Below are 25,138 nucleotides of genomic sequence, written 5' to 3'. Positions count from 1 at the left end.
GCTTTTTTTGTTATGATAGCGCTTTTTTAAAGGGCTGCGTAACTTCAGTTATTAACAAAACCTGTTATGAATACCACCATATGATTATGCTTAATTACATAAAGTATTCAATTGAAACATAAAGTATAAATATTATTGAATATTTCATGAAATTGTCATAATAAAATGGTAGGAAAATCTTTCGATATCTTTTAGAATAGAACTTCTACTCGCAGCATTATTTATCTTTTTTAAACGATTCGTTGCAGCGTTGATTAAGTTAAACATGTCTGTGCTTAGTAAAGGTAAATGATTCACAGATGGAATCATCGTACACTAACTCAACAAGGAGGCTATATGAACTCATCAAACTTGATGGCAGGCGTATTAGTAGTTGGTGCTATTCTACCTTCGGCTGAAGCACCCCATTATTGCCAATATAATAAGGCAGCTAATCCAGTTAGAGCCAATCGAAAATCTATATCCGTTCGCATCAGCGTGAGTAAAGGCGAACGCTAATCTTACGACAATATAGATTTTTTGATATTTAGGATAGCTTAATAAAAAAACCGCTGATGATTATCAGCGGTTTTTTCATATTTTGACAAAAATGTTTCAAATTATGGCTATTAACCCCAGTTAAGCCCATTAAGCAAGGGTCGCACCTGCAGGGATATGGTCATCTAAAGTAACCACTGTCAATTGACCGGCTTTTTCAGCCGATAAAATCATACCTTCAGAAATACCAAACTTCATTTTTCGTGGCGCAAGGTTGGTGACGCAGACCACAGTTTTGCCCACTAATTGTTCAGGGTTATAAAATTTAGCGATACCGCTAAACACATTGCGCGTTTTCATATTGCCCTGCGCATCTGTCTCACCCACATCTAGGGTAAATTGCAGCAATTTATCTGCACCTTCCACGTTATTGCAGGCTAGCACTTTTGCTACGGTCATCGTGACTTTGGCGAAGTCATCGATACCAATTAATGCCGTAGCATCAGTGGGTTGTTCGCTAGCGGCGGCTTTGGTTTTGCTCGCGCCAGATTGTCCAGTTGCGGCTTGATTGGCGATAGCAGGCTGCTTGTTTAAATCTTCTTTTGAGGCGTCCACCATCGCAGCAACTTTATCTTTGTCAACACGCTGCATCAATGGGGTAAAGGCGTTGATGGTATGCCCGACCAATAACGCATGACGGCTATCAAAATCTAGGCTGTCAACATTGAGAAAGATTCGTGCTTTTTCACACATCAATGGCAATACAGGGGCAAGATAAACCACCAATTGACGGAAGATATTAAGCGCGACGGTACACACCGCTTGTACTTCGGCTTGTTGACCTTCGATTTTGTTGAGTGCCCACGGTTTTTTGTCATCGATGTACTCATTGGCTTTGTCTGCACACGCCATAATCAGACGCATGGCTTTGCTAAATTCGCGCGCTTCATAAGCGGCAGCGATGTCTTCGCCCGCATCAATGATTTGTTGCACCAAAGCAGGCTCGCTGATTGTTAGTGCCAGTTTACTACCATGATTTTTATGGATAAATCCTGCGCAGCGGCTGGCGATATTGACGACCTTACCCACCAAGTCTGAATTGACTTTTTGCATGAAGTCTTCGAGGTCAAGATTGATATCTTCGACACTGGCTGATAATTTGCTAGCAAAGTAGTAACGCAAGTATTCAGGGTCAAGGTTTTGCAAGTAGGTATCGGCTTTGATAAAAGTGCCGCGAGATTTACTCATTTTCTCGCCATTGACGGTCAAGAAGCCATGCGCGTTGATGGCAGTGGGGGTTCTAAATCCTGCGCCTTCAAGCATAGCCGGCCAAAACAGGGCGTGGAAATATACAATATCTTTACCGATAAAGTGATAAACTTCGGTGTTGTTATGATTTTCTTTTGACCAATACTCATCAAAATTTAAGCCTAAATTCGCACCTTGTTGGTCACACAAGTTTTTGAAACTTGCCATATAACCGACAGGCGCATCCAGCCACACATAAAAATACTTGTCTGGTTCACTGGCTGGGGTGTTTGGGATTTTAAAGCCAAAATACGGCGCATCGCGGCTAATATCCCAATTGGCAAGACCTGCATCAAACCATTCTTGTAATTTGTTGGCGATAGAGGTTTGCAGGCGACCTTCTTTACGCGTCCAATTTTGCAAAAACTCGCTAAAGTTTGGCAGATTAAAGAAATAATGGATGGATGATTTTAAAACAGGCGTTGCACCTGAAAGCGTTGAGTAGGGATTTTTGAGTTCGGTGGCATTGTAAGTGGTGCCGCAGACTTCGCAATTGTCGCCGTATTGGTCTTTTGCAGCGCATTTTGGGCATTCGCCTTTGACAAAACGGTCTGCCAAAAACAAGCCTTTTTCTGGGTCATACAGCTGTTCAACTGCTTTGTGCGAGATATGACCGTTTTCATACAAGCGATTATAAATCAGCTGAGAGTAATGCTCATTTTCAGGGCTATGGGTTGAGTAATAGTTGTCAAAATCAACCAAAAATCCCGCAAAATCTTTTTCATGGGAGGCTTTGACATCGGCAATTTGCTCTTCAGGGGTGACACCGTTGGCTTCTGCTTTGAGCATAATCGCTGTGCCATGGGCATCATCGGCACACACATACGTCACTTGATGACCCAGTGATTTCATAGCACGTACCCAAATATCGGTCTGGATGTACTCAACCAAATGCCCCAAATGAATCGGACCATTGGCATAGGGTAGGGCGCTAGTAACTAAAATTTTTCTCACAATACACCTGTTATTGATTTGTTTAAAAAAACGTTATTATTGCTGTATGATAGCTTAAATCGCATCATTTCCCAACCAATGGGCATCAATCAAACAAGAAAAATTACTTTTCACACAGATATGTTCAATCAGTCTCTGTGAAAATTGGCAATAAACCCCACTTAACAGTGGTTAAAATCGTTAAAATAACAACATTGGGGTAAGCAACTATCATGTTCAACTTTATCAAACCAAAAACCGTGGCTACAGTGGATGAATCCACGCTTAATCAATTATTTGATGAATATCACGTCAATAACCAGCCAATTCGCCACTATGTCAAAGGGATTAAACAGCAAGGTAATAGTCTGACATTGGATTTGCGCTTGCCCGATGACTGCAATCCTGAACAAATCCATCATGATTTGAGCCAAAAGCTGCATATTCATGGGGTCAGTGAAGTGAATATGAATATTACCTTATTTGACAGCAGTACTGCGCCAAAACCTACGACCAAAGGCAGTGGCTCAACCTTACCCAAAACCCCCAATGCCATGCCACCTGTCACTCAGGTCACGCCACAAAGTGACAAATTAGTCACAGATACCCATGAACCTGCGATTGCCAAAAAAGCCACCACCCAAGCAGAATTAACACCCCATCCACGTATCGAGCATATTATTGTGGTGGCTTCGGGTAAAGGCGGCGTCGGCAAATCGACGACGACAGTGAATATCGCATTGGCGCTGCAAAAACTGGGTAAACGCGTGGGCGTGTTGGATGCCGATATCTATGGCCCGAGTATTCCAAGTATGCTTGGCGTGGCAGGTCAGCAGCCGCAGCTCGAGCATGAGCAATTTGTACCGATTGCCGCGCAAGGTATGCCGATGCTATCCATCGGTAGCTTATTGAGCGATGACACTACCCCGATTGCTTGGCGCGGTGCCAAAGCCACAGGCGCACTGATGCAACTTTACAACCAAACCAACTGGCCAAATCTTGATTATTTGGTGATTGATATGCCACCTGGGACGGGGGATATCCAGTTGACGCTTGCCCAACGTATTCCTGTGACCGGTGCGGTGATTGTGACCACTCCGCAGCATATCGCCTTGCTAGATGCGCAAAAAGGCATTGAGATGTTCCGCAAAACCCATATCCCTGTGCTCGGCGTGGTAGAAAATATGGCGCTGCATACTTGTAGCAGCTGTGGGCATACCGAAGCAATTTTTGGCGAAGGCGGCGGGGATAAAATGGCAGCACAGTATCAAGTGCCGCTACTGGGGCAATTACCACTGGCAAAAGGCATCCGCGAGCAAGCCGATAAAGGAGAGCCGTCCGTCATTGCCAATCAAGGCGCAGGCGATGAATTTGCCGACTATTATCTCAATATCGCTAAAAATATCGAAGCCAATATCGCCAAATTTGCCAAAACGCATGATAACAATCGGATTTTCTAAATTGAAATCTGATAGTCAATGTGAGCGTATTTGAGAAATTACAAGCCTGTTTTCATGTTAAAATTCAAACAGGTTTTAAAATAATATAAGCCCCAATTAACCATGTCTTCAATTAGATGAGTTATGCAAAAAACGCTATTTAAAATTGCTAAAATGGATTGCCCATCTGAAGAGCAAATGATTCGGATGGCATTAGCGCCCAATACCCGAATTCACTCGCTAGCCTTTGATATTGCCAATCGTCAGATGACAGTAATTCACGAATGCGATGCTGCAGTGATATTGAAGCAACTACAGCCGCTAAATATTGACAGTTCTATCATTGGCTCGGAACTCACCCAAGTGACTGATGCAGCCAATAGCAAAACTAGCAACGATCACCAACAAAGCAAATTGTTATGGCAAGTGCTTGCTATTAACTTGCTGTTCTTTATCATAGAATCCGTGAGTGGTTGGCTAAGCGGCTCGATGGGATTGGTCGCTGATAGTCTAGATATGCTTGCCGATAGCTTCGTGTATGGGTTAGCGTTGTTTGCCGTGGGGCATTCGCTGCAAACCAAACAGCTGACTGCTAAGGTCGCAGGTGTGTTGCAGTTACTGCTTGCTGTAGCGGGATTGATGGAAGTGGTGCGTCGATTTTTAGGTGCAGAGACGATACCAAATTTTGCGATGATGATAGGTATCTCGATGTTGGCGTTACTCGGTAATGCTTTATGTCTATATCTACTTCAGAAAAGTAGAAGTAAAGACGTACATATGCAAGCCAGTATGATATTCACGTCCAATGATGTGATTGTCAACTTAGGTGTCATCTTGACTGGGGTGTTAACGTGGTTTACCCAGTCGCGCTATCCCGATCTGATGATTGGGCTCTTGGTCTTTGCCTTGGTCGCCAGTGGCGCGGTTAAAATTTTACGTTTGTCTAACAATTAATCTTGCAAGTAGCTTTGAAAGTAGTGTTTCAAGTAATTTTTCAAGTAAGCATGCAATCAATCTGACGAAAATAATTTAGACCAACAATTTAGTTAAATCCAAATTAGCAAAGTTTATATCGGTTTTAAGATGATAAAACTGGTTAAAAGTTACTTGATAACCACTACCCACATTGTCAAGCGTGACAGGAACGCCTAACGGAAAATTAATGCGTCTTGCCACATGTCCAAAGGGAAAATCGGTGTAGATAGGTCGCCCTGTGGTTTGTTGAATAGTACGGATGACGGTATCAAAGGTGTAATCGCCATTGTAAGCATCACTGATACCGCTAAAATTAAATTTGCCCAGCACAATCGCTTGCTGTTTTGCCACAATGCCTGATAACACCAAGGTTTGTAGCATGCGCTCGATACGGTAAGGCTGCTCACCGGTATCTTCCAAAAATAAAATCCCATTGTCGACAGTTGGCATATACGGTGTGCCCACCATTGCAGATAACACACTAAGATTACCGCCCCATAAGATGCCTTTTATCGGCTTAGCCAAAGGACGCGCAGTGTCACGATAAAGCTGAGTTTCTGGCACTTGGATACGTAGCTGGTTTTGGGTACAAAGGTTGATAAAACTTTGGATGGTATCGGTATTCACCTCTGTTTTGCCAAAGTCACTACTGAGCATTGCCCCGGCCATATAGGGAAGATGACCTTTGGCGTACATAGCAAGTTGCAACGCAGTAAAATCACTAAATCCCATCAGCAGTGTGCCGCGCTCTTTGAGTTTTTGCGTCAGCATTCGCCACTGCTGATCACTTAGTTTGTTGAGTAAACGCATCGCGCCATAGCCGCCACGCACGCCGAGTAATACCTTGGGCAATTGGTGTACAGGTCGATTAAGTAACGCGGTAATATCGCCCAAGCGCTCGCTGTCTGAACCTGCAAAACGCAAATAACGGCGACTAATCACTTCGGGATTGTCGATATAAAATCCCGCTTGGGTGAGTCGGTGAATCGCCAGTAAGTTACGCTGTTCATCACTACCAAATCCCGATGGCGCCACCAAATGGAGGTGGACGCCGCGACCTTTGAGGGCTTCACAATTGGCTTTGATGGTCGCAAAGTCCCATTGGGGCCATTGGGGATTGATGGGCATTGTTTCCATGGGCGTATTGTCATTGGGCGTTGCGCCTGGGTCGCCAAAAGCCATGTTATCAGCATCATTGTTTGACCCATAGCGCTGTGAAGGTTGGCTAATCATTTGCCCGCCAATGGTCAAATCTGCTTTTGCACCCGTTACCGTCGCTGCCGATAGCGCTATCCCTGTTTTTAGCAGTCGACGCCGCGTCAAGCCAGCCAAGTGGGTGGTAGTCATGGGGGCGTGAGTATTCGCCATTTTTTGAGACATTTTATTATCCAAACAAATTCATAGACTTACAAAAAATCATGGTTCAACTAATCGGGTATGTTTAATCAGGTATATTCATCTTGTTGTTGGTATCTGCCGAGATACCATAGTAAAAAACCCCTGTTGCCACCAAACTCGATACCAACACAAACATCATATCAAGCGCAGCTTTGTGCATAACATATAAATTCAATAGCGCAAAGACCACGAGCGCGAGCACAAAAAAAATCGCCGTGTATTGCCATTTTTTATCATTTGGGAGGGTTGTGCCTTTGTACCGAAAATGACGGATACTAAAGCCACTAGCGTATGCCACCAAGCCTAGCACTAACCATGCAAAAAAATTCATCGCTTATTCTCTATCAATCGTTTGAGGGTGAAATTTGGATGGGATGTATTAACTCAAGCATCAAATCAAGCAGCAAACCAAGTTTATCAAGTCAAGCAGCGACTCAGGTGATTAAAGTTTGGTGGTTTGCTCGCATGCCACTTTATAGACCGTATTACTACCTTTGTAGATATAACCCAGATACGGGCTGTCAAATTGCGGGTTTAGGCTTGCAAAACTATCGGTGATTTTGGCGAGCACAAACACGCGGTCGGGACGGGCGATGACTTTTTCTAAGTATTGATGTTCATCGGCTTTGATGTCAAAGTATTTTTGTATATCTGGGCTGTCAGTGGCGATGACTTGCATGGCTTCAGGCTTGTCCCAGTTTTTGCTGGGGTCGTTAAACTCGCGCATTTGCATGGCATAGTTGTCACCATTTTTGATGATTTTGATTTGGGCAGGTTCTGTATGGCTGACTGTGTAACAGCCCACAAACACATCATCGCTAGCGGCAGGTTGTGATAGTGCTGGCGACGGTTTTGCGCCATCGCTGCTAGTCGTTGCAGGGGATTGGGGCTTGTTACAAGCCGCCAAATTTAGGCTTAGCGCACAGAGCATAGCCATACCCACCTTGGTCAACACAGGTGACACGAGCGCACGAGATTTTTTTTGCATAGACGTCCTTTACAACCAAAAGATAGCAACGATAAGCGGTTATTATAGACGTTTTGGCATGGCTTTTTATGCTTTTTTTTCTTATACTGAGGGCTGTTTTTTTGATTGTTTTGCTGTTTCATATGGGTTGTTATCTATGTCAAATCATGCCTTAACGCCCCTTGTGGGTCGAACCCTTGCTTACACTGATGGTGCCTGCCGTGGCAATCCTGGTAAAGGGGGCTTTGGTGCTGTGGTGATTTTACCGACGGGTGATCAAATTGATATTTGCGGGGGTGAGGCGCATACCACCAACAACCGCATGGAGCTGATGGGTGCGATTGCGGCACTGGAAAATAGCCCAAAAGCGTTACCGATTCAAATTTGGTCAGACTCTAGCTATGTCATCAAAGGCATCAGCGAATGGCTGGCAGGGTGGAAAAAGAAACATTGGAAAAATGTCAAAAATGTGGAATTATGGCAGCGGCTTGATAAGCTGTGTGAGCAGCGACAAATTGACTGGCAATGGGTCAAAGGACATGCCGGTCATGATGGCAATGAATATGCCGATAAGCTTGCAAACCAAGGCATTGACCAACTGCCCAAAAGTTTTAACAAAGTGATTAAAAATCCACCTAATCCTACCACTGATTTTAACGATGTAAAATCGGATTTTAGTGATAAAAACCCTGATTTTGATAGTAAAAAAAAAGACCCGACCATGAACCCAATGTCAACCGATAACAACCCAGTCCTCAATCACTCAGCGTTAACCCGCGATTTTAGCGATGCGTCTTTTGATGACGCGCAAGACATGGTGTTTGCCGACAGTGAGATAATGGGGGATATCTTTTTGCAGGCACTTGACGGTGAACCCGCCCCAAGCACTACTCACACAAGCAAGGCTCAAACCAGCCCTATTCAAAGTGTCGATGTATCAACTCAATCATCGTTAGGGGGACAGTCAACTCACTTGCCAACCAGTGCTAACCCACATTTTGCGGTGTTCACCAACCCACAAGGGCAATTTGTCGCACAAGATGACAGCTTAATTGCTCAACGTCCCGTGTTTAACGGTATTACCAGTCAGCCCAACCCAACCTTTATACCTTTACTGCCCATCGCCAAACACAAAGGGACTGCCAATCGCCAGCTGATTCTCGATACTGAGACCACAGGGTTTGAAGCACAAAATGGTGATCGTATCATTGAGGTCGGTATTGTTGAGATGATTAATCGACGTTTTACCGGTGAAAAACTGCATGTCTATATCAACCCAAAAATTGAGATGGGTGAGGAAGTCATTCGGGTTCATGGCATTCACAATGCGTTTTTAAATGATATGCCCGTATTTGAGCAAGTTGGTGAAGCGATTTATGATTTTTTACAAGGCGGAGAACTCATCGCGCATAATGCAGGGTTTGACATGAGCTTTTTGCAAGCTGAGTTTGCGCGACTTGGCTTCCCCGATATCAACCAAACCGTCACCGTGACAGACAGCCTTGCCATCGCCAAACGCATGTTCGCAGGGCAGCGTAATACGTTGGATGCGCTGGTTAAACGTCTCAATGTCGGCAAACAAGACCGTACCTTCCACGGGGCGTTACTCGATGCCGAGATTTTAGCAGAAGTGTATCTGGCGATGACTGGCGGTCAGGTTGCGTTGGCGATTGATGATGATGTCGGCGGCGGTGTCGGCGGCGCAACTGAGCATCAGCGTTTTAGCACGACTATCAAGCGCTTTTTGGCAAGTAGTGATGCTGAGCAGGCGCATCTTGAATGGCTTAATGCCTTAAAAGATAACAACCCACAGCTAGCTGAGAATTGGGCGAGTGTTTAACAATAAACAATGCCTCATTAAATTTTGTAAAAGCATTTTTTTGATAGGCAAAATTTCATGATAAAGTGTAATTATTGTGCGGGTATTAACACTTTGACATAGACACTGGCATAGGGACGTCTTACAATAATCAGCAATAAGCGTAGCTGTCATTTTACCTTTATCACCCTAAAATCATTTTGGATAAAAAAACATGAGTCTGCCAAGTCCTAACTCACAAAAACTAACGGTCACCAATTTTGATTTGCCTTCATTGCATTTGTTAAGACCTGAACTTGCCGTGACGCTACATGATGCCGAGATGCATTTAAGTGAGTTTAATGACGACAGTAGTCAAGCGCCTTTGCTGCTTGATTCCGTGGATACCTTGGCGCAATTGGCAAAAGTATTGCGGTTGATTCAATTAGAGGAAGGTTATGAACTTGCCAATAGTCTATCGGCAGGACTGCAAAAACTCTATGACGAGCGCGACCAACCCAATAATGACATGATGATGGATGTGTCAGAAGGTATCATGACGTTGGCGCGTTATATCGAGTTTGTATTACTTAAAGAAACCATTGAACCTTCGCTGTTGTTGCCGATTATCAATCAACTTCACAGCGATTTGCATAAGCCAGCACTGCAGCTATCAGACTTAACTGCCAACAAAAACAGCAGTATCGTCATTGCTAATCCAGAACAAAATTACCAACCGTTAAAATCACTCGGCATTGACCCAAAAAAACTGGTGGAAGCTTATCGCGCAGGTCTAAGCGTAGCACTCACCGCACAAAGCAATCAATTATCGCCTAAAGAGCTAGAAAAAATCAAAGCCATGCAATCTGCGTGTGAAATGGTTTCAAAACGTACCGATAGTTTGTTTTGGCATGCTGCTGATGCGGCTGTATCAGACTTGGCAGGGGTGTTACCGCTTAGTAACCTGCAAAAGCGGGCGCTCATTTTTGTTGAACAACAATTTAATGACTATCTACCTGTCAATGATTCTCGCTTTGCGGATTTGGTACAATTTGCCAGTTCAAGAGATAGCCAGCTTGCCTTGCAAGTTCAGCGCAAATTCTCGGCCAATACCTTAGACGAAACCCAGTTAAAAACCATGCGCGGCTTCCTATTTGGACCTGACCGTGAAGTGACCAGTACGCTTAACCAGCTCATCCAGCAAGAAATTGATTTGATTAAATCTGCCAGTGACAGTTATGCCCGTCAAGATAATCTCAACTCAAGCACAGATGAGATTGATACCATGGCGCAGCATTTGCATGATTTAAGTAGCGTGTTTAAAACCTTAAATTTAAATGAGGTTAGTACAGCGCTGACTCAACAAATTGGCAAAGTAAAAACTTGGACGCAGCCAACGCCTGATGATTTTGATGGCTTGCTTGGCACTTTAATGATGGCAGAAAATGCGGCGATTAACCTAGCAAAATCACATACCCCAGGTGCGGTGACATTGCCGGTGTACAACCAGACTATTTCGCTACATCAAATCGAAACGGCTCACAACACGCTCGTCCAAGAAAGCCGTACCGCTATTGCCACCATTGAAACTGCGCTCAATGATTATTTAAATGACACCGACAAAGATATTTTACATATCACGCCTGTGCCTAATATTATGCGCGCTATCTCGGGTGCTTGCTTATTTTTAAACTTACCTCGACAAAGCCAACTGCTCAAACGCGGTGCCACAGTGCTACAAAACTTAATCGAGCAACAGGGTCGCGAGTTGTCAGAGCATGTGCTTGCTAAAATTGCCGATATTGTGATGTCAGCCGATTATTATCTAGAAAGTCTTGAAACGAACAAACCCGCAGGCAACCATGCAATGTATGTCGGCTATCGCAGCTTACAACACATGCTTGTGGCTTAGGGTAATTTGGTAACCAATATGACCGCATTACACCATTATTTGCTTATTTGTGATAACGATAAGTTCGCTTGTATAGGCGGACTTCCTTTTTTTTATCGTTGTGAGGACGTGCCCGCTCAGGCAGTTAAAGTGGACACCGATGAGGCAGGCAACAGTATTTATGCCATTGCCTATCAGGATATTGATTTATCGCAATTGCCAGAAGAAATTACAGGACAGATTGAGTTTTTGCGCTTTCGACATCTGATTGGCAGCCTTGCTGCGCTACAAACCAGCCAATTAGCCAAAGCCATGCAGTTGTTACGCTGGCGTCAAGATCATCAATTTTGTAGCCGCTGCGGTACGCCCACGGAGTTACACCCCATTGAAAATGCCACCGTTTGCCCCAGCTGCCATTATCACCAATATCCCAGAGTACAGCCTTGTATCATCACCGCCATCATCAAAACCACCGCGGATAAACCGCAGATTTTGTTGGCGCATCATCTACGGGCGACAGATAGCAAAATGTATACCGTGCTGGCAGGTTTTGTGGAAGTCGGTGAGAGCTTAGAGCAATGCTTGCATCGTGAAGTGATGGAAGAGGTGGGGTTATCTGTCAGCAATTTGCGCTATTTTGGCAGCCAACCGTGGCCTTTTCCCAGCAATTTAATGGTAGGCTTTATTGCAGATTACCAAAGTGGCGATATCACCATAGATAACGATGAGCTGATGGATGCCCAATTTTTTGATATAGATAGCTTAGATGAAAACGGCCCTATCATTCCGCCAAAAGGCACGATTGCTTACCAACTGATCGAATGGGTCAAACAGCATTACCAATCTTAAACAGATTGATTAAGTGACTTGTTTTCATCATTTGTCTTGATAGGTTATAGGCGAAATAGGTATGCGCTATGCTAAAATACACACTGATGATTATAGTGAATAAAAATTGAGCCATGTCTGATAGCCAACCTGTTTTCAAGGTACCCAATCTATTTAATAATTTAAACCTAAATAGCCTAAGTATCGAGCATAAACGATTAATACAACAAATCGACCAAGTCCTGCCGCAAACCCAATGCGGGCTATGCGGTCATCCTGAAGGCTGTCTGCCGTATGCCACCTCGATTGTCACACTGGGCGAATCGCATAACCAATGCGTGCCCGGTGGACAATCAGTTACTGACCAAATCGGCAAGTTGCTTGCGCGTATCCCACTGACAGCTGAAGCCTCAAAATGGCAAACCGATCCCGCTACCAATCGTCCGATGGAAATGCGAGCTATCATTCGAGAAGAAGATTGCATTGGCTGTACCAAATGTATCCCTGCGTGTCCTGTCGATGCCATTATTGGCTCAGGCAAGCGTATGCATACCATTTTTACCGACCTATGCACAGGTTGTGAGCTGTGTTTGCCACCCTGTCCAGTGGACTGCATCGAGCTGGTGCCCTTCGCACGGTTGATGGATGACGCTACAAGGCAAACCGAGCAAGACGGATTACGCGCGCGCTATTACGCCCACCTTGACCGTATCGAACGCCAAGTCAATGACAATACCAATGCCAAACCTGTGGTCAGTATGGTACAAGCCAAACTCAATGATATCAAAGTCGATATCGATGCAGCAGCGGCTAAAAACGCTATTGAAGCGGCAAAACTACGCACCCAAATCAAAAAATTAGAAAAACAACTTGCCGTACGCGCAGATGACAATAAACAAGCCTTGGTGCAAGCCTTGCAGCAGCAACTTGCGACACTGCCATAACTTAAAGAGTGCATAATGGTTGCCAACATCAAACCAAAAATACAAGTGCCCAAAACCGCAGAGACGCCGCCCTCACGGCGCATGCCCAATAAAAACGTGTTGCCTTTTTTCCAAAAACTAGCCGCAGCCATTGAAAAACCAGAGACGGAACTGGAATATCAGAGCAACTTTGAATTGTTGATCGCAGTCATACTGTCGGCACAAGCCACCGATGTCAGTGTCAATCTGGCTACCCGTAAATTGTATGCCGTTGCCAATACCCCGCAAGCAATTTTGGATTTGGGTGAAGCAGGGCTAAAAAGTTATATCAAAACCATTGGGCTATATAATAGCAAAGCCAAAAATGTGATGAAATGCTGCCAAGACTTGGTGGATAAATTTGCTAGCGAAGTACCGCAAACCCGTCACGAGCTTGAAAGCCTGGCAGGGGTAGGGCGAAAAACTGCCAATGTGGTGCTTAACACCGCCTTTGGACAGCCCACTATGGCAGTGGATACCCATATTTTTCGTGTCGGCAATCGCACAGGCTTGGCAACGGGTAAAAATGTGCGAGAAGTGGAAGATAAACTCATCGCTCGAATACCACAGGCCTATATATTGGACGCGCACCATTATTTGATTTTGCATGGGCGTTATACTTGTAAAGCTAGAAGTCCAGAATGTGGCAAATGCCCGGTGTTTGATGAATGTATGTTTAAAGACAAAGCCAAGTTTATTGAAAAGTAAGTGGATTTAAATTGACACAGGATGTTAAACGACCAATTTTTTTAATTCCAAACTTGCCTATGCATATTCATAATCTCCTAGAAGTTGCGATGGGAAAAAATAGAGAAAGCCAACAGACTTTGCTATAATCAACCCACTTTTAGGCTACTTTTTTACAAGCAGTTTTGTAAACAATTTTACTAACAAAAAGGAAAAACTCATGGCAGATTTTAACCAAATTCTTGATGCGGGTGATGTTGATGGCGGCGTGATTAACGTGGTTATCGAAATTCCAGCGGGTTCAAACAACAAAATCGAATGGAACCGTAAACTTGGCGTGATGCAACTTGACCGCGTAGAGCCACAATTATTTGCCAAACCTACCAACTATGGTTTTATCCCACAAACCCTTGATGAAGATGGCGATGAATTAGACGCACTGATCATCACTGACACGCCATTACCAACAGGCATCTTTATCGAAGCCAAAGTCATTGGCGTGATGAAATTCGTGGATGATGGTGAAGTGGATGATAAAGTGGTGGTAGTACCTGCCGATGACCGCAACAACGGTAACGCTATCAATACCCTAGCAGATTTACCACAGCAACTGATTAAGCAAATCGAGTTCCATTTTAATCACTATAAAGATTTGAAAAAAGCGGGCACAACCAAAGTTGAAAGCTGGGGCGACATCGATGAAGCCAAAGCGGTGATTAAAGAATCACAAAAACGCTGGACAGAACAAGCCTAATTATTCGCCTTGAATTTTGCGAACGTCTAAGTTCAAAGACCCTACCCACAAAGTAGGGTTTTTTTATTGCTATTTTAGCCCTCGTTTTTTACAATGACGGCATTTTTTTATTAAGTTGTTTTAAGAGTCGTTATGCAAGCCACACCGTTATACTATCGTCTCGCCATGTCGCTGTTAAGGCCACTATACCAACTAAAACTTGCGAGCAAAACCACCTTGCCTGATGAAAAGCAGCAACGCTTCGGTCAAGTGTTTCCTGAGATTCACACCCGCCAGCCGATAATTTGGTGTCATGCGGTGTCCCTCGGTGAAACCAATACTGCCGAACCGATTTTAAGAGATTTGCTCGCGCAAGGCTACGCGTTGTGGGTGACCAATACCACTCATACAGGCTATAACCGCGTCGAGCAGCTGTTTGCGCCTGAGATAGCAGCAGGCAAGGTGTACCATAGTTTTGTACCGGTCGATAGCAAAGCGGTGATTGATAAATTTTTAACCCATGTCCAACCCGTCGCCGCGCTATTTATCGAGACTGAATTGTGGGGCACCACGCTTGCTGAACTCAACAATCGTCAAATTGCCACGATTTTGGTCAATGGGCGCTTGTCTGAAAAATCTTTTAAGGGATATCAAAAAGCTGCCAAGCTTAGCCAAAGTATGATGGAGAATTTAAGCCTTATCATCGCCCAAGACAGCGATTCTGCCAAACGCTTTCGCCAATTGGGCGCTACCAGTGACAAAATCCGCATTGCTAGCTCGCTTAAATGGTCTAGTAAAACCAACCCGTTGATGCTAAGCCGTGCCGAAAAGTTAAAACAAAGTTGGAACTTGTCAGATCGCGCCGTGATTTTGGCAGCCAGCAGCCATGAAGGCGAAGAATTGGCAATTTTAGACAGTTTTTTAACCGTGAAAGCCCAGTATGCCAACCTTCATCCGCTACTCATTATCGTGCCACGTCACCCCGAGCGTTTTGATGATGTCGCCAAATTGATTGGTTCCAAAAATTTGCCGGTGATTCGGCGTAGTCAAGATGGCGAACCTGCCAAAAATGAGAGCGTTTATTTGGCAGATAGTATGGGTGAGCTTGGCGTGTGGTATGCTCTCTCAGACATTGCCATTGTCGGTGGGTCTTTGGTCAATATCGGGGGGCATAATCCAATAGAAGCAGCCATTGTCGGCAAGCCGATTATTATGGGGCAATATACCCAATCTTGCCAACTGATTGTGGATCAGTTAAAACAAGCCGGTGCATTGGTGCAAGTCAATGGTAGTGATGAATTAACGCAGCAACTGGCTCACTGGCTTGCCAACCCAAAAGCCGCTCAAACCGCGGGTCACGTCGGGCAAATTTTAGCAGAAAAATATCAAGATGCGACCAAGCAACAACTTGCCATGATCATGCAATGTATCGCTGATAATAAGGAACAGCTTATAAAATCAGAGATTCAAAAAATTGACCATGAACCTGTGGCGAGTGATGGTCGAAAGCTCATTGACGATCTGTAACCCATGCATTAACCATTTATATAGATTGCAAACGCAAAAAAAAGGACTAGCCACGCTAATCCTTTTTTATTAGTCAGTTTTGTAATTTATTTTTGTACTTCAGATTTTCTTTTACTTTGGTTTTATAGGACAGCATTCAGCTATTTCATAAACCAGCCGTGACTTGCGATAAATGATTGACCTGTCATCGCATTGGTTGGGAAAGCCGTTAAAAATAAGGTTAATTGAGCGATATCATCGGTTGTGGTAAATTCACCGTCAACGGTTTGACCAAGCATCACGTTTTTTACCACTTCTTCTTCAGAAATGCCTTTTTCTTTGGCTTGTTCTGGGATTTGTTTTTCAACCAGTGGAGTTTTGACAAAGCCTGGGCATACCACGTATGAGCGCACGTTGTGAGATGCACCCTCTTTAGCCAATACGCGGGCTAAACCTAATAGCGCGTGTTTGGCGGAGACGTACGGCGCTTTTAGGGCTGATGCTTCATGCGAGTGGACTGAGCCCATATAAATGACGGTACCTACTTTATCATTTTGATACATGTATTTAAGTGCCGCTTTGGTAGTCAAAAAAGCACCGTCTAGATGAATGGCAATCATCTTTTTCCAATCAGCGTAGCTAAATTGGTCGATGGGATTGATGATTTGGATACCGGCATTGGATACCAAAATATCAATGTCCCCAAATTCTTGTACCAGTTTATCCACGCCAGCATTTACCGCGTCTTCATTGGTCACATCCATTGCAATGGCAACTGCTTTGCCGCCTGCGGCTTTGATTGCATCCACGGTTGCTTGCGCTGCATCTGGGTTGATATCTGCAATGCCTACCGCAGCGCCTGCTTTGGCATAGGTTTCTGCGATATCGCGACCGATACCACTTGCAGAGCCAGTGACGAGTGCGACTTTACCGGTTAAATCAGTAGTGAGTTGAGTAGCCATATTTCTCTCCTTAAGTTTTTATGACAAAGTGGTTTTATTAGTTCAGTTTTAATTATTGAAAGTTACTATCGGCACGGGCTTGCGCATCGGCAATGTAATCTACTGCTACTTCTCCCAACGCCAGGGTGAGATTAGCAATAATATGAGAGGTTTTAACGATTTCTAGCACAGGTAATTTTGACACGGGTGCCATCACATGGTCAAATAACTGTAAGGTAGCAGGTCCTGTATAGGCTGCTTTAACTTCTACATCGGTCAAATAATAGCGCACCAACTCGCAAATACGCGGCGTGCCATCAACATGGGGAATGAGTTTTAACAAATAATTGGGCGTTTTTTCCATATTGGCTTTGACAGTGGCTTTGTCCAGCTCATCATATTTATATGCCATAGTGCCTGTGGCTACGCGCACACTACCATAGTCGAGTGTGCCAAGTAGGGTGTCGGTGTTGTCGACAGTTAACACAGGTGACGCCATTTTTTTTGGAAAGCCCCACAGTTCACGCCCGCCCGCGGTAGGTCCAAAGTCATCTAAAAACATACAATGGGTATAATTGGCATGACGACCTTCGGCATCAATCACTTCAATCACTTGTCCCGATTCGGTATAGTTGCCAAAACCTGTGCTGTTGGGCATACGGATAAATTCGTAACTCACCTGCGCGTCATCAGTGATTTGGAGTGGCTCAGGTACAATAGCGCGCAGTTTTTCGGGATCTGTGCGGTAGGTGATGATAAAGTATTCGCGGTCAAAAAATTCGTAAGGACCATTCGAACAAGGTGGGGCAGTAAAAGGCATAAACGTCGCGTTATCTAAGATATCACTCGCTTTCATGAGCTTTCCTTTTTATCTCGTTATATTATCCAGTCATGTTATCTAGTTATGCAATATTATTTAATTTTATCGTTATGACATGAAGCAGGAAATATCATACACCTTTATGCAAAATCAATCCCAAGACAAAATTGTTATGATGTTGTAATGATTTTTTCAGACCTGCATCCGCTTAACTTTGGCGATAGCAGGTTATCTGACAACAATATAGGGCAATTTTTAAGGGCTTTTTTATTGGCTAGTTAACAGTGCATGACCGCAGAGTACACTCACGGCATTCTCAGTGCGTAAGATGCGATTGCCAATATGCGCCACTTGGCAGCCAGCAGTTTTGAATAATTCGACTTCATAATCGATCCAGCCCCCTTCCGCGCCAATCACCAACACATGTGGTAATGTGTTATCCCATACTTGGGTAAACTGCTCATTGGCATAAGGATGTGCCAAAATCGCCTGTTTGCCTGCAATTAAAGCAGGTAGTTCATCTTCAACAAAGGGTTTTAAGCGTTTTTTGAGGCTCACGGTCGGGCTTACGGTATCGCAGGCTTGTTGTAAGCCTTCATGGATATAGTTATCGAGTTGAGTTAAAAAAGGGGTTTGCCAGTAGCTCTTTTCACTACGGTAACTATTAACCAAGATAATATGCTGGGCGCCCATCGCCGTCATGTCCAAAAATAGACGACGCAATACCTTGGGGCGGGGGATTGCCAAAATAACAGTCAGTGGAAGTTTGACAGGTGGCGCAATAGTACAGTGGATTTGGGATAATTCGATACTTGAATCGTGGATATTGCTCACAACGGCTGTACCTAAATGACCATTTTTGATACCGACTTTCACCGTATCGCCCAATGTCACTTTAAGCACCTGTTTTAAGTGCATCACGCTCGCTTTATCATCAATAATAGCGGTCGATAAGGTATTTTGCGGTAAAAGAATGATATTCATAAGGATAAATCTTAGGCAATAAAAAACCCCAAAACTTAATTAAGTCAGGGGTTTTTTTAATATGGCGGAAGCTGAGAGATTCGAACTCTCGAAGGGCTCGCACCCTTGCCGGTTTTCAAGACCGGTGCATTCAACCGCTCTGCCAAGCTTCCAAATTGTGGTGGCTATTATATACAAGTGAAATAACAATGCAAGCATTATTTTATGTTAATGCAAAAAATATTATGAAAAGAAAGTTAAATAGAAAGTTAGATAATTATGCTGAACACCTTGGCTTAATAACTGCGCTTCATACTTTGCACTGATGTTAAGCAAAATATTGAAGCGAAAAACGCTTAAAAAACCCATCAATCCTGCGTCTAAAAATATTGATACAACGGATTGTTTTAGTGCCTCTATATGACCCATTGCTGCTTAACAATAATGTTGAAAATTACCTTGCTGATACGTTATCACATTGTTAATATACGCAGCACTGCAATCCATTAGATTTTCTAACGATTGTTGATAAAATTCTAAAGGTTGTGCGACTATTTGGCTAAATTTGTTACACAATTTTTATCGCAAATGTAACCTTATCCCAGTTTTAGGGTTCGTCAGATAAAGGAGTGTATCTGTCATGATACCTATCGATACCACGACGCTCGTGGAACCCCCCAAACCTCGTAAATGGTACCAAATTCTGTATGTACAAGTGATTATCGCCATTGTACTGGGTATTTTGCTTGGCGTCTTTGCCCCAGAAGTGGGCGAGGCAATGAAACCACTGGGTGATGCATTTATTAAATTGGTTAAAATGATTATCGCCCCCGTTATTTTCTTGACAGTGGTAACGGGTATTGCTGGTATGAGCAATATGAAGCGAGTCGGTCGTGTTGCTGGTAAAGCGATGCTGTATTTCATTACCTTTTCAACCTTGGCATTGATCATCGGTCTTGTGGTTGCCAATGTGTTGCAACCTGGCGCGGGTCTCAATATCGATCCAGCCACACTGGCAACAGGGAAAGATGCGGCTAAAGTGTCTGAGTATGTTAGCAAAGCGCACGATAGTACCATTACCGGTTTTTTGATGAATATCATTCCGGAAACCATGGTAAGTCCACTGACAGAAGGGAATATCCTGCAAGTGTTATTTGTTTCAGTGCTGTTTGGTGTTTCGTTAGCATCCGTGGGTGATCGTGCTCGTCCCGTGTTAAACTTCTTTCAAGAGTTATCTGCGCCTGTGTTTAAGGCGGTTGAAATCTTGATGAAAGCTGCGCCGATTGGTGCGTTTGGTGCGATGGCATTTACCATTGGTAAGTATGGCGTGCACTCACTGGGCAACTTAGCCTTTTTGATAGCCTGTTTTTATATCACTTCATTGCTATTTGTGCTGGTGATACTCGGTGTTGTGGCACGTTACAACGGCTTTTCAATTATCAAGATGATTAAATACATTAAAGATGAATTGCTATTGGTGTTAGGCACCAGTTCATCAGAAGCGGCACTACCAACCTTGATGCAAAAACTTGAACGCGCAGGCTGCGAAAAATCAGTGGTCGGTTTGGTGATTCCAACAGGGTATTCATTTAACCTAGATGGTACCAACATCTATATGACCATGGCAGCGTTATTCATCGCGCAAGCCTGTAATATTGATTTGACGTTGACCCAAGAAATTACTTTATTATTGGTCGCAATGTTAAGCTCAAAAGGCGCAGCAGGTATCACGGGCGCTGGTTTTATCACCTTGGCAGCGACTTTGGCGGTGGTGCCAACTGTGCCAATCGAAGGGATGGCGCTTATCTTAGGGATTGACCGCTTTATGTCAGAGTGCCGTGCATTGACCAACTTAACCGGTAATGCCTGTGCGACGATTGTCGTGTCACGTTGGGAAAATGCGTTAGACAAACAGCGTTTGGACGCAGCGCTCAATGGTCAGCCATTACCGCCTATTGAGCATCATCCCACTGTATAAGCGTATAAGCCTAGAAAAGATAAGCCTATAAAAGCGTTGATGAATCGTAAAAAACCCAAAACATTTGCGTTTTGGGTTTTTTTATGGAGCTAAAAATGCCTAAGATTTTGCCGTATCAGTTATTTTGGCTTCTGGCTCATTGGCTGTCTCCTCAATCGCTTCAAAAATCACCTCGTCTGACACCCCTTGACGCTTCAGCTTTTCGATAAAACGGCTGTCTTTGGCGAGTGAGTAGCCAACATTCTCGGCATCGAGTCCACGGCGAATATATAAGCGAATCAAGCCTTGTATACGTGGAAACCCATGGCTTTTGGCGACTTGGGTCAACAAATCCCGCATTTCTTCAGTGATTTTGATATGGATAGGAACCATGACTTGTTGATTTTTTTTGATTTTAGTAATCATTTGCATGCCTCGCGTGTGATCAATTTTTAGCAATCAAGCTAGATATAACCAAATTATCAATTAGACGGAAAATTTAGCGCAATTAGATATCTTTAACCTAGTGTAATTATTTCATTGGCGATAAACAAGCAAGGCAAACGTAAAATTCCTACAAAAATCTTAGTCAAATGTTGCATTAGCTTAACGCTGGATGCGACCATCAAGCCAATTTTCTTTACAAAATTTGTTGTTCCCAATAGGCCTGTACCGATTTGTCGCATTGATAAACCTTCTCAACGATGCGATCGGCAGGGGCATTATTTACTTTTTTTACCAATTCAACCCATAGCTCAGGCGTACCGAATTCAATAATCACATTGAACAGGGGCGTCATATCGCGCTGCAACAGCGATTGGTCAATCATATATGCGGCAAACACGCACGCTTTCGGATTTTTATCAGCCACGGCGCGATAAGCCATGCCATCAAGCAAGGCTGGCACGGTAATTTTGAATGCTGGTAAAAGCTGCATGGCTAAATGCGCGCTATCAGGCAGCTTGATTAACTCGATAAATTGGGTGATTAAGTTTTCATAGTAAGATTTATCATCTGACGACAGCTTACCTTGCTGATGATCGCTCACTAGCTGGGTGATGCGGTCTTTATTAATCGCTTGTTGTAGGGTCAAAAATTGAGATTGGGTAGGGGAAAACGACAGTGTCATAAGTAGTATCTTATCAATAGTACCTTAAGTACTTTAGCAAGTTAGATAATAGGGTATCAAACAAAAGCGTATTAAATAGCAAGCAGCAAATTGCTAAACTTTGCTCATAAAAAAACCCATTCACAAGGGAACGGGTTCAAAATATACAACAGAATTTGGCTTGATTGGCTCTCCAACCTGGGCTCGAACCAGGGACACATGGATTAACAGTCCATTGCTCTACCGACTGAGCTATTGGAGAACAGATAATCAAGTGGTGCGTATATTACTGAGATTTAAAAAATGAGTCAAGCACTTTTTAGCAAAAAATATCAATAAAATTCATGATGCAAAATGCTTTATAGCAATAACGATAGATAAAAAATGCCAAATAAAAAAAGACCTTTAACAAGTGTTGTTAAAGGTCTTCTTAATATGGCTCTCCAACCTGGGCTCGAACCAGGGACACATGGATTAACAGTCCATTGCTCTACCGACTGAGCTATTGGAGAATAAGCGGTAGAATTTTTTGTTAAACCTGCAAAAAACATCGCAGCGTTTAAGTGGTGCGTATTTTAGCAAATTAACCGTGACTGTCAAGCCCTATATCAAAAAATCTTTGGATTTTTTTATTTCTAAACCATTCTATGGCTCAACGGTTTTATTATTTAACCAGATTATGGCTAGTAATCAGTCAGTTACTGATTGGCTATTGTGATGATAAGGCGAATTTGCTACTTTAGCGATTAAGGCATCACGGTATGGGTCAAGTTAATTCACAGCATTGATTCAAAGCCGCGTTGATTTAAAGCTATGTTAATTCACAGCTAGGCTGCCGAGGTTAATAATTTTTTATGATAGTTGTTATATGAATTAAGAAGGATCGTCATTGTGCCCAACGCCATTGAATCAAACCAAAATTTGCAAGTTGCCCCTTTACAAAATGAACTTACCATGTCTGTGCTGATGACGCCTGATTTGGCAAATTTCACCGGCAATGTGCATGGCGGCGATTTATTAAAGATGCTTGACCAAGTGGCTTATGCTTGTGCCAGTCGCTATAGTGGTGGTTACGTGGTGACGCTATCGGTGGATCAAGTAATTTTTCGTGAGCCGATTCATGTAGGGGAGTTGGTCACCTTTTTGGCAAGCGTCAATTATGTGGGTAAAACTTCGATGGAAGTGGGTATTCGAGTGCAAGCAGAAAATATCCAAAACCGTACGATACGCCATACCAACAGTTGTTATTTTACCATGGTCGCGGTGGATCAACATGGCAAGCCAACCCGTGTGCCACCCCTTGAAATCAAAGATAGTTTGCAAGAATGTCGCCAAAAAGCTGCACAGATGCGTAAAGCATTGCGTTTTCAAAGTAACAATATTTCCCAATGTGATATCAAATAGGCAAAAGAATGCGTCATCAATATTCCTCTAAAAAACTCAACACACCGTTAAATCCATTAGGCTCATTAAATGCTAAAAAATTAGCCTGGCTAGCCTTATTGACATCAACTAGCATGACTATGCTGGTTCATCCTGCTTACGCGGAATTAATCATTCAGAACAACCCAGTTATTGCTCAAACACCAGTTACGACTATCAATGAATTGCAAACCCAGCCCACGGATGCATCGCTTGACAAGCTTATCAAGGTGCTACATATCGATAAAATGATTGATGAAATGCTTGCCCAACGTCAGCAAGCGGCCAGTATGATGAAAGGGATACCCCAAGAATTGCCTACGGATGAAAACGCGGGCATTTTTAGCCGTCATGCGCAAAAACAACTTAAAAATATCTTTGTCAAATATAGCACCGTCTTGGGACAGCAATTAGACCAACCCATCTCTAAACAGCAACTGCAACAAGCTTATCAAGCGATTGCCAAAAAGACTTATACCCAAGCTGAAGTCGATGCCCTCAACCAATTTTATGAGACCCCAATGGGACAACGCATTTTAAGTAAACAATCGCAAGTTTCCAGTGAGTTTGTGCAGGTGATGATGCCGACCCTGATAGGTGATACAAGCGAATTAAAAAAAGCGCTGCCAAGCTTGCAAAAAGATATCGAAAAAATCTTTAAATAACTAGTTGACAATCCATGACAAGTCTATATAATACGCGTCACTTCGATGATATTGAAGCAACTTGATTGGTTTATAGATTGCCTATCAGGGTCGTTAGCTCAGTTGGTAGAGCGTCTGCCTTACACGCAGAATGTCGGCGGTTCGAATCCGTCACGACCCACCAATTTGACAAGTTTGGGTCATCGTCACCAGCTACCGTGCAGTGGTAGTTCAGTTGGTTAGAATACCGGCCTGTCACGCCGGGGGTCGCGGGTTCGAGTCCCGTCCGCTGCGCCACTTATTTTAGTGGATTTAAAAACAAAATTTTTAAAGTTTTATGCCTCAAATCTCCCCTGATTTGAGGTTTTTTTTGGCTTAAATTTTGTACTAAATTATTGATTTTAAAAAATATATTGTTTTACGTATTTCTCTCTTGATGTGATTAAGAAAATTGATTTTGATTGTTAAGTTGAAAAGACATCTATTTTTATATTTAAATAAAACTAACGTGACCAAACGCTTGTGACCAGAACGTGGCCATTTTGTGACCAAAAATTTTGGCTGACGGCTTGCAAGGTCGCAAGCCGTTGTTAAAACACAAGAAGCCTAGCGAAAATCAAAAAATTAGCCACAACGACTAAATGCTTTGATGGAGTATTGTCAACTATTCTGGGAGGCGTGCATATACTTGAACAGTCGTCTTAAGTCATTGGTTTCCCCAAATAATACTAAAACCGTATCAGGCTCAATGACAAAATCTGGATGCACAATGCCATCGATTTTGGATTTAGTTTGATTTCGACCAAAGCCAAATTGGTTTTGGTGAAATGAAATGGTGGTTAACAGCATCACATTAAACTGATTGATTAAATCAAGCGCGTGAACTGTTTTACCGTAAAATGTAGGCGGTGTCTGTATTTGAACAATACTATAATCGTTATCAAGTTCAAACGAATCAATTAAGCCATTGAGCGAGAGTTTCTTTGCCCAGTGCGTTGCCGCCTCGTTTTCGGGCTGGATGATATCATCAACCCCCAATGCTTGTAGCACTTTTTCATGCAGTGGGTTAATCGCTCGGCTAATGATATATTTGGCATTAAGATTTTTGAATAGGGCAGTGACCATCACGTTTTGCCCTTGGTCTTCGCCAATGGTAATGAGCACAACATCTGTTTGGGCGATGGGTAATCCTGAGACGGCGTTTTCGCTGGTAGAATCGATACAAATCGTGTGCGAAATGGATTCTTTGTAGCGCTCAACTTTATCCATATCGATATCAATACCAATGACCTCATGCCCTTGACTGGTGAGTTTGGTGGCGAGTGATGAGCCAAAATTGCCTAGACCGACGATGATGTATTTCATATCTATACCTTATCAA

General features: G+C 43.3%; 23 protein-coding genes and 5 tRNA genes. 15 read left to right on the top strand and 13 right to left on the bottom strand.

The window, feature by feature from the left end:
* The first annotated feature begins 336 nt into the window (after positions 1 to 336).
* Positions 337 to 498, top strand: coding sequence for a hypothetical protein (locus RTJ53_RS03870; RefSeq protein ID WP_312275903.1), 162 nt, complete (start codon positions 337 to 339; stop codon positions 496 to 498).
* Between the two features lie 129 nt (positions 499 to 627).
* Here the strand turns inward: RTJ53_RS03870 and metG are convergent, their stop codons facing one another.
* Positions 628 to 2,739 carry a methionine--tRNA ligase gene (gene metG, locus RTJ53_RS03865; RefSeq protein WP_312275902.1) on the bottom strand — a complete coding sequence of 704 codons (2,112 nt, stop codon included), beginning with the start codon at positions 2,737 to 2,739 and terminating at the stop codon, positions 628 to 630.
* A gap of 212 nt (positions 2,740 to 2,951) precedes the next feature.
* On the opposite strand from metG, the gene apbC reads away from it, so the two are divergent.
* Both apbC and RTJ53_RS03855 read left to right on the top strand, forming a co-directional pair.
* Positions 2,952 to 4,178, top strand: a complete 1,227-nt coding sequence (gene apbC, locus RTJ53_RS03860; RefSeq protein ID WP_312275901.1) for an iron-sulfur cluster carrier protein ApbC — start codon at positions 2,952 to 2,954, stop codon at positions 4,176 to 4,178.
* Between the two features lie 123 nt (positions 4,179 to 4,301).
* A complete protein-coding gene (locus tag RTJ53_RS03855) occupies positions 4,302 to 5,111 on the top strand; it encodes a cation diffusion facilitator family transporter (RefSeq protein ID WP_312275900.1) in 810 nt (269 codons plus the stop codon).
* 75 nt (positions 5,112 to 5,186) lie between these two features.
* Here the strand turns inward: RTJ53_RS03855 and RTJ53_RS03850 are convergent, their stop codons facing one another.
* From RTJ53_RS03850 to RTJ53_RS03840, 3 genes are all read right to left on the bottom strand, one after another.
* Positions 5,187 to 6,512, bottom strand: coding sequence for an LD-carboxypeptidase (locus RTJ53_RS03850; RefSeq protein WP_312275899.1), 1,326 nt, complete (start codon positions 6,510 to 6,512; stop codon positions 5,187 to 5,189).
* A 61-nt stretch (positions 6,513 to 6,573) separates the two neighbouring features.
* A complete protein-coding gene (locus RTJ53_RS03845) occupies positions 6,574 to 6,861 on the bottom strand; it encodes a hypothetical protein (RefSeq protein WP_312275898.1) in 288 nt (95 codons plus the stop codon).
* A gap of 111 nt (positions 6,862 to 6,972) precedes the next feature.
* On the bottom strand, positions 6,973 to 7,518 hold the full coding sequence (locus RTJ53_RS03840; protein ID WP_312275897.1) for a hypothetical protein: 546 nt from the start codon (positions 7,516 to 7,518) through the stop codon (positions 6,973 to 6,975).
* Positions 7,519 to 7,654: 136 nt separating this feature from the next.
* Here RTJ53_RS03840 and dnaQ point away from each other — a divergent pair, with 136 nt between their 5' ends.
* From dnaQ to RTJ53_RS03805, 7 genes are all read left to right on the top strand, one after another.
* On the top strand, positions 7,655 to 9,337 hold the full coding sequence (gene dnaQ / locus RTJ53_RS03835) for a DNA polymerase III subunit epsilon (protein WP_312275896.1): 1,683 nt from the start codon (positions 7,655 to 7,657) through the stop codon (positions 9,335 to 9,337).
* Between the two features lie 193 nt (positions 9,338 to 9,530).
* Positions 9,531 to 11,207: a hypothetical protein gene (locus tag RTJ53_RS03830; protein WP_312275895.1), complete on the top strand. Its 1,677-nt coding sequence runs from the start codon at positions 9,531 to 9,533 to the stop codon at positions 11,205 to 11,207.
* An 18-nt stretch (positions 11,208 to 11,225) separates the two neighbouring features.
* Complete coding sequence (gene nudC / locus RTJ53_RS03825) at positions 11,226 to 12,035, top strand: NAD(+) diphosphatase (protein WP_312275894.1); 810 nt, start codon at positions 11,226 to 11,228, stop codon at positions 12,033 to 12,035.
* 113 nt (positions 12,036 to 12,148) lie between these two features.
* On the top strand, positions 12,149 to 12,958 hold the full coding sequence (locus tag RTJ53_RS03820; protein WP_312275893.1) for an RnfABCDGE type electron transport complex subunit B: 810 nt from the start codon (positions 12,149 to 12,151) through the stop codon (positions 12,956 to 12,958).
* Positions 12,959 to 13,039: 81 nt separating this feature from the next.
* Positions 13,040 to 13,684, top strand: coding sequence for an endonuclease III (nth, locus tag RTJ53_RS03815; protein WP_312275935.1), 645 nt, complete (start codon positions 13,040 to 13,042; stop codon positions 13,682 to 13,684).
* Positions 13,685 to 13,883: 199 nt separating this feature from the next.
* On the top strand, positions 13,884 to 14,417 hold the full coding sequence (locus RTJ53_RS03810) for an inorganic diphosphatase (protein ID WP_065263418.1): 534 nt from the start codon (positions 13,884 to 13,886) through the stop codon (positions 14,415 to 14,417).
* A gap of 132 nt (positions 14,418 to 14,549) precedes the next feature.
* Positions 14,550 to 15,923: a 3-deoxy-D-manno-octulosonic acid transferase gene (locus RTJ53_RS03805; protein ID WP_312275892.1), complete on the top strand. Its 1,374-nt coding sequence runs from the start codon at positions 14,550 to 14,552 to the stop codon at positions 15,921 to 15,923.
* Positions 15,924 to 16,063: 140 nt separating this feature from the next.
* Here RTJ53_RS03805 and RTJ53_RS03800 read toward each other — a convergent pair whose 3' ends face one another.
* From RTJ53_RS03800 to RTJ53_RS03785, 4 genes are all read right to left on the bottom strand, one after another.
* Complete coding sequence (locus RTJ53_RS03800; RefSeq protein WP_312275891.1) at positions 16,064 to 16,864, bottom strand: 3-hydroxybutyrate dehydrogenase; 801 nt, start codon at positions 16,862 to 16,864, stop codon at positions 16,064 to 16,066.
* Between the two features lie 52 nt (positions 16,865 to 16,916).
* Positions 16,917 to 17,699, bottom strand: a complete 783-nt coding sequence (locus RTJ53_RS03795; RefSeq protein ID WP_312275890.1) for an acetoacetate decarboxylase — start codon at positions 17,697 to 17,699, stop codon at positions 16,917 to 16,919.
* Positions 17,700 to 17,930: 231 nt separating this feature from the next.
* Entirely contained in the window at positions 17,931 to 18,647 is a 717-nt protein-coding gene (locus RTJ53_RS03790; protein ID WP_312275889.1) for a 16S rRNA (uracil(1498)-N(3))-methyltransferase, read from the bottom strand.
* A 62-nt stretch (positions 18,648 to 18,709) separates the two neighbouring features.
* Positions 18,710 to 18,799, bottom strand: a tRNA-Ser gene (locus RTJ53_RS03785).
* 467 nt (positions 18,800 to 19,266) lie between these two features.
* On the opposite strand from RTJ53_RS03785, the gene RTJ53_RS03780 reads away from it, so the two are divergent.
* Positions 19,267 to 20,604 (top strand): dicarboxylate/amino acid:cation symporter, encoded by a 1,338-nt coding sequence (locus RTJ53_RS03780; protein WP_312275888.1) that lies wholly within the window; start codon positions 19,267 to 19,269, stop codon positions 20,602 to 20,604.
* 99 nt (positions 20,605 to 20,703) lie between these two features.
* On the opposite strand, the gene RTJ53_RS03775 is transcribed toward RTJ53_RS03780, so the two are convergent.
* The 4 genes from RTJ53_RS03775 to RTJ53_RS03760 form a co-directional block, all read right to left on the bottom strand.
* Positions 20,704 to 21,009, bottom strand: coding sequence for a CopG family transcriptional regulator (locus tag RTJ53_RS03775; RefSeq protein WP_312275887.1), 306 nt, complete (start codon positions 21,007 to 21,009; stop codon positions 20,704 to 20,706).
* 214 nt (positions 21,010 to 21,223) lie between these two features.
* Positions 21,224 to 21,712: a hypothetical protein gene (locus tag RTJ53_RS03770; RefSeq protein WP_312275886.1), complete on the bottom strand. Its 489-nt coding sequence runs from the start codon at positions 21,710 to 21,712 to the stop codon at positions 21,224 to 21,226.
* A gap of 165 nt (positions 21,713 to 21,877) precedes the next feature.
* Positions 21,878 to 21,953, bottom strand: a tRNA-Asn gene (locus RTJ53_RS03765).
* Between the two features lie 174 nt (positions 21,954 to 22,127).
* A tRNA-Asn gene (locus RTJ53_RS03760) sits at positions 22,128 to 22,203 on the bottom strand.
* A gap of 442 nt (positions 22,204 to 22,645) precedes the next feature.
* Between RTJ53_RS03760 and RTJ53_RS03755 the strand changes: the two genes are divergently transcribed.
* From RTJ53_RS03755 to RTJ53_RS03740, 4 genes are all read left to right on the top strand, one after another.
* Positions 22,646 to 23,095, top strand: a complete 450-nt coding sequence (locus RTJ53_RS03755) for an acyl-CoA thioesterase (protein WP_051499411.1) — start codon at positions 22,646 to 22,648, stop codon at positions 23,093 to 23,095.
* 8 nt (positions 23,096 to 23,103) lie between these two features.
* Positions 23,104 to 23,778 carry a DUF2059 domain-containing protein gene (locus RTJ53_RS03750; protein WP_312275885.1) on the top strand — a complete coding sequence of 225 codons (675 nt, stop codon included), beginning with the start codon at positions 23,104 to 23,106 and terminating at the stop codon, positions 23,776 to 23,778.
* 87 nt (positions 23,779 to 23,865) lie between these two features.
* Positions 23,866 to 23,941: transfer RNA gene (locus RTJ53_RS03745), tRNA-Val, on the top strand.
* Positions 23,942 to 23,977: 36 nt separating this feature from the next.
* Positions 23,978 to 24,054 (top strand) — tRNA-Asp (locus RTJ53_RS03740).
* Positions 24,055 to 24,417: 363 nt separating this feature from the next.
* Here RTJ53_RS03740 and RTJ53_RS03735 read toward each other — a convergent pair.
* The gene (locus RTJ53_RS03735; protein ID WP_050324178.1) at positions 24,418 to 25,122 is read right to left on the bottom strand and encodes a potassium channel family protein; all 705 of its coding nucleotides are present in this window, start codon (positions 25,120 to 25,122) and stop codon (positions 24,418 to 24,420) included.
* Positions 25,123 to 25,138 lie beyond the last annotated feature (16 nt).

The organism is Moraxella sp. CTOTU46711 (assembly GCF_031975715.1).
In the GTDB taxonomy this organism is placed as follows: domain Bacteria; phylum Pseudomonadota; class Gammaproteobacteria; order Pseudomonadales; family Moraxellaceae; genus Faucicola.
Note: the sequence above shows the minus strand (reverse complement) of the source record. Positions and strands in the feature narration are given on the sequence as shown.

Excerpts from the sequence above, each read along its gene's own strand:
- RTJ53_RS03735 (WP_050324178.1), bottom strand. The coding sequence starts at position 25,122 with ATGAAATACATCATCGTCGGTCTAGGCAATTTTGGCTCATCACTCGCC.
- RTJ53_RS03820 (WP_312275893.1), top strand. The coding sequence starts at position 12,149 with ATGTCTGATAGCCAACCTGTTTTCAAGGTACCCAATCTATTTAATAAT.
- RTJ53_RS03870 (WP_312275903.1), top strand. The coding sequence starts at position 337 with ATGAACTCATCAAACTTGATGGCAGGCGTATTAGTAGTTGGTGCTATT.
- dnaQ (WP_312275896.1), top strand. The coding sequence starts at position 7,655 with ATGTCAAATCATGCCTTAACGCCCCTTGTGGGTCGAACCCTTGCTTAC.
- RTJ53_RS03810 (WP_065263418.1), top strand. The coding sequence starts at position 13,884 with ATGGCAGATTTTAACCAAATTCTTGATGCGGGTGATGTTGATGGCGGC.
- RTJ53_RS03855 (WP_312275900.1), top strand. The coding sequence starts at position 4,302 with ATGCAAAAAACGCTATTTAAAATTGCTAAAATGGATTGCCCATCTGAA.
- RTJ53_RS03805 (WP_312275892.1), top strand. The coding sequence starts at position 14,550 with ATGCAAGCCACACCGTTATACTATCGTCTCGCCATGTCGCTGTTAAGG.
- RTJ53_RS03780 (WP_312275888.1), top strand. The coding sequence starts at position 19,267 with ATGATACCTATCGATACCACGACGCTCGTGGAACCCCCCAAACCTCGT.
- nudC (WP_312275894.1), top strand. The coding sequence starts at position 11,226 with ATGACCGCATTACACCATTATTTGCTTATTTGTGATAACGATAAGTTC.
- nth (WP_312275935.1), top strand. The coding sequence starts at position 13,040 with ATGCCCAATAAAAACGTGTTGCCTTTTTTCCAAAAACTAGCCGCAGCC.
- RTJ53_RS03845 (WP_312275898.1), bottom strand. The coding sequence starts at position 6,861 with ATGAATTTTTTTGCATGGTTAGTGCTAGGCTTGGTGGCATACGCTAGT.
- RTJ53_RS03840 (WP_312275897.1), bottom strand. The coding sequence starts at position 7,518 with ATGCAAAAAAAATCTCGTGCGCTCGTGTCACCTGTGTTGACCAAGGTG.
- apbC (WP_312275901.1), top strand. The coding sequence starts at position 2,952 with ATGTTCAACTTTATCAAACCAAAAACCGTGGCTACAGTGGATGAATCC.
- RTJ53_RS03850 (WP_312275899.1), bottom strand. The coding sequence starts at position 6,512 with ATGTCTCAAAAAATGGCGAATACTCACGCCCCCATGACTACCACCCAC.
- RTJ53_RS03830 (WP_312275895.1), top strand. The coding sequence starts at position 9,531 with ATGAGTCTGCCAAGTCCTAACTCACAAAAACTAACGGTCACCAATTTT.
- RTJ53_RS03800 (WP_312275891.1), bottom strand. The coding sequence starts at position 16,864 with ATGGCTACTCAACTCACTACTGATTTAACCGGTAAAGTCGCACTCGTC.
- RTJ53_RS03795 (WP_312275890.1), bottom strand. The coding sequence starts at position 17,699 with ATGAAAGCGAGTGATATCTTAGATAACGCGACGTTTATGCCTTTTACT.
- RTJ53_RS03755 (WP_051499411.1), top strand. The coding sequence starts at position 22,646 with ATGTCTGTGCTGATGACGCCTGATTTGGCAAATTTCACCGGCAATGTG.
- RTJ53_RS03750 (WP_312275885.1), top strand. The coding sequence starts at position 23,104 with ATGCGTCATCAATATTCCTCTAAAAAACTCAACACACCGTTAAATCCA.
- RTJ53_RS03790 (WP_312275889.1), bottom strand. The coding sequence starts at position 18,647 with ATGAATATCATTCTTTTACCGCAAAATACCTTATCGACCGCTATTATT.
- RTJ53_RS03775 (WP_312275887.1), bottom strand. The coding sequence starts at position 21,009 with ATGATTACTAAAATCAAAAAAAATCAACAAGTCATGGTTCCTATCCAT.
- RTJ53_RS03770 (WP_312275886.1), bottom strand. The coding sequence starts at position 21,712 with ATGACACTGTCGTTTTCCCCTACCCAATCTCAATTTTTGACCCTACAA.